The 3,478-nt window shown below is 73.3% G+C and carries 1 pseudogene; it reads left to right on the top strand.

Annotated elements, in window-relative coordinates:
- Positions 1-3,478: pseudogene (locus GQ57_RS44560) on the top strand (hypothetical protein); the annotation flags it as partial.

Below are 3,478 nucleotides of genomic sequence, written 5' to 3' on the forward strand. Positions count from 1 at the left end.
GTGGCAATCCGGCAGGTGCATTGACCGGCGCGCTCGGGACGGTAACTGGCGCACTCGGCGGTATCGGTGGCGGATCGGATCCGCTGGCGCCGGTGCAAGGCGTCGTCAATCAGGTGACGGGCGCGCTCGGCAGCGTCGGTGGCGGCAATCCGGCGGGCGCACTGACCGGCGCGCTGAATACGGCGACGGGGACGTTGAGTAACGCGGTTGGCACGGTGACGGGCGCACTCGGCGGAATCGGCGGTGGGTCGAACCCGCTGGCGCCGGTGCAAGGCGTCGTCAATCAGGTGACGGGCGCGCTTGGCAGCGTCGGCGGTGGCAATCCGGCCGGTGCACTGACCGGTGCACTCGGCACGGTGACGGGTGCACTCGGCGGCATCGGCGGCGGGTCGAACCCGCTGGCGCCGGTACAAGGCGTCGTCAATCAGGTGACGGGCGCACTCGGCAGCGTCGGCGGCGGCAATCCGGCCGGTGCATTGACCGGCGCGCTGAATACGGCGACGGGAGCGCTGGGTAACACGGTCGGCACGGTGACGGGCGCACTGGGCAGCGTCGGTGGCGGCAATCCGGCGGGCGCACTGACCGGCGCGCTGAATACGGCGACGGGGGCGCTGGGTAACACGGTCGGCACGGTGACGGGCGCGCTCGGCAGCGTCGGGGGCGGCAACCCGGCAGGCGCACTGACCGGCGCACTCGGTGCGGTCACGGGCGCACTCGGCGGCATCGGCGGCGGCGCCAACCCGCTGACGCCGATCCAGAACGTCGTCGACCAGGTCACGGGTACGCTCGGCAGCGGCAATCCGGCCGGCGCGCTGAGTAACGCGGTCAACACGATCACGGGCACGCTCGGCAACGTCGGCGGCGCGGGAGGCCCGCTCGCTCCGGTGCAAGGCGTCGTGACGCAGCTCGCGGGTACGCTCGGCGGGTCTGATCCGCTGGCGCCGGTGCAAGGCGTCGTGAACCAGGTCGTCGGCACGCTGTCCGGCGCAGGGGGCGGCAGCCCGATCACGCCGATCACCAACCTCGTCAACGGCTTGCAGAACGCGCTGCCGACGGGCGGCAACCCGGCCGGTGCGTTGACGGGCGCACTCGGTTCGGTGACGGGCGCGCTCGGCAACCTCGGCGGCTCGAACCCGCTGGCGCCGGTGCAGGGTGTCGTGAACCAGGTCGTCGGCACGCTCGGCAGCAGCAACGTGGTCGGCACGGCCACGAACGCGTTGGGCAACGCGGTCGGTTCGGTCGTGGGCGCGATCAGCAACCTCGGCAGCACGAACCCGCTGGCGCCGGTGCAGGGCGCCGTCAACCAGGTGGTCGGTACGCTCGGCAACCTCGGCGGCTCGAACCCGCTGGCGCCGGTGCAAGGTGTCGTGAACCAGGTCGTCGGCACGCTGTCGGGCGCGGCAGGCAGCAACCCGATCGCACCGATCACGAACCTCGTGAACGGCCTGACGGGCGGCAGCAATCCGGCCGGCGCGCTGACCGGTGCGCTCGGTTCGGTGACGGGCGCACTCGCGAACGGTCCGGCGGCCATCGGGCAGACGGCCGGCGCGCTGTCGGGCGCGGCCGGCGCGACGGCCGCGGCGGGCGGCAGCCTGCTTGGCTCGGGTGCAAACGCAGCCGGCGGCACGGTGGGCGCGGTCGGCTCGCTGCTGACGACGGGCGCCAACGCGACGGCGACGGTCGTCAACGCGGTCGGCACGACGGTGGGTACGACGCTCGGTTCGGCGCCGAGCCTGTCGCGACAGGCTCGGCGCCGAACCGAGCGTCGTACCCACCGTCGTGCCGACCGCGTTGACGACCGTCGCCGTCGCGTTGGCGCCCGTCGTCAGCAGCGAGCCGACCGCGCCCACCGTGCCGCCGGCTGCGTTTGCACCCGAGCCAAGCAGGCTGCCGCCCGCCGCGGCCGTCGCGCCGGCCGCGCCCGACAGCGCGCCGGCCGTCTGCCCGATGGCCGCCGGACCGTTCGCGAGTGCGCCCGTCACCGAACCGAGCGCACCGGTCAGCGCGCCGGCCGGATTGCTGCCGCCCGTCAGGCCGTTCACGAGGTTCGTGATCGGTGCGATCGGGTTGCTGCCTGCCGCGCCCGACAGCGTGCCGACGACCTGGTTCACGACACCTTGCACCGGCGCCAGCGGGTTCGAGCCGCCGAGGTTGCCGAGCGTACCGACCACCTGGTTGACGGCGCCCTGCACCGGCGCCAGCGGGTTCGTGCTGCCGAGGTTGCTGATCGCGCCCACGACCGAACCGACCGCGTTGCCCAACGCGTTCGTGGCCGTGCCGACCACGTTGCTGCTGCCGAGCGTGCCGACGACCTGGTTCACGACACCCTGCACCGGCGCCAGCGGGTTCGAGCCGCCGAGGTTGCCGAGCGCGCCCGTCACCGAACCGAGTGCGCCCGTCAACGCACCGGCCGGGTTGCCGCCCGTCGGCAGCGCGTTCTGCAAGCCGTTGACGAGGTTGGTGATCGGCGTGATCGGGCTGCCGCCCCCTGCGCCGGACAGCGTGCCGACGACCTGGTTCACGACGCCTTGCACCGGCGCCAGCGGATCAGACCCGCCGAGCGTACCCGCGAGCTGCGTCACGACGCCTTGCACCGGAGCGAGCGGGCCTCCCGCGCCGCCGACGTTGCCGAGCGTGCCCGTGATCGTGTTGACCGCGTTACTCAGCGCGCCGGCCGGATTGCCGCTGCCGAGCGTACCCGTGACCTGGTCGACGACGTTCTGGATCGGCGTCAGCGGGTTGGCGCCGCCGCCGATGCCGCCGAGTGCGCCCGTGACCGCACCGAGTGCGCCGGTCAGTGCGCCTGCCGGGTTGCCGCCCCCGACGCTGCCGAGCGCGCCCGTCACCGTGCCGACCGTGTTACCCAGCGCCCCCGTCGCCGTATTCAGCGCGCCGGTCAGTGCGCCCGCCGGATTGCCGCCACCGACGCTGCCCAGTGCGCCCGTCACCGTGCCGACCGTGTTACCCAGCGCTCCCGTCGCCGTATTCAGCGCGCCGGTCAATGCACCGGCCGGATTGCCGCCGCCGACGCTGCCGAGTGCGCCCGTCACCTGATTGACGACGCCTTGTACCGGCGCCAGCGGGTTCGACCCGCCGCCGATGCCGCCGAGTGCACCCGTCACCGTGCCGAGTGCACCGGTCAGTGCACCGGCCGGATTGCCACCGCCGACGCTGCCAAGCGCGCCCGTCACCTGATTGACGACGCCTTGCACCGGCGCCAGCGGGTTCGACCCACCGCCGATTCCGCCGAGTGCGCCCGTCACCGTGCCAACCGCGTTACTCAACGTCCCCGTCGCCGTATTCAGCGCGCCGGTCAGTGCGCCCGCCGGATTGCCGCCACCGACGCTGCCGAGCGCGCCCGTCACCTGATTGACGACGCCTTGCACCGGCGCCAGCGGATCCGATCCGCCACCGATACCGCCGAGTGCGCCAGTTACCGTCCCGAGCGCGCCGGTCAATGCACCTGCCGGATTGCCAC

It is taken from the genome of Burkholderia sp. MSh2 (assembly GCF_000731655.1).
GTDB lineage: Bacteria > Pseudomonadota > Gammaproteobacteria > Burkholderiales > Burkholderiaceae > Burkholderia > Burkholderia paludis.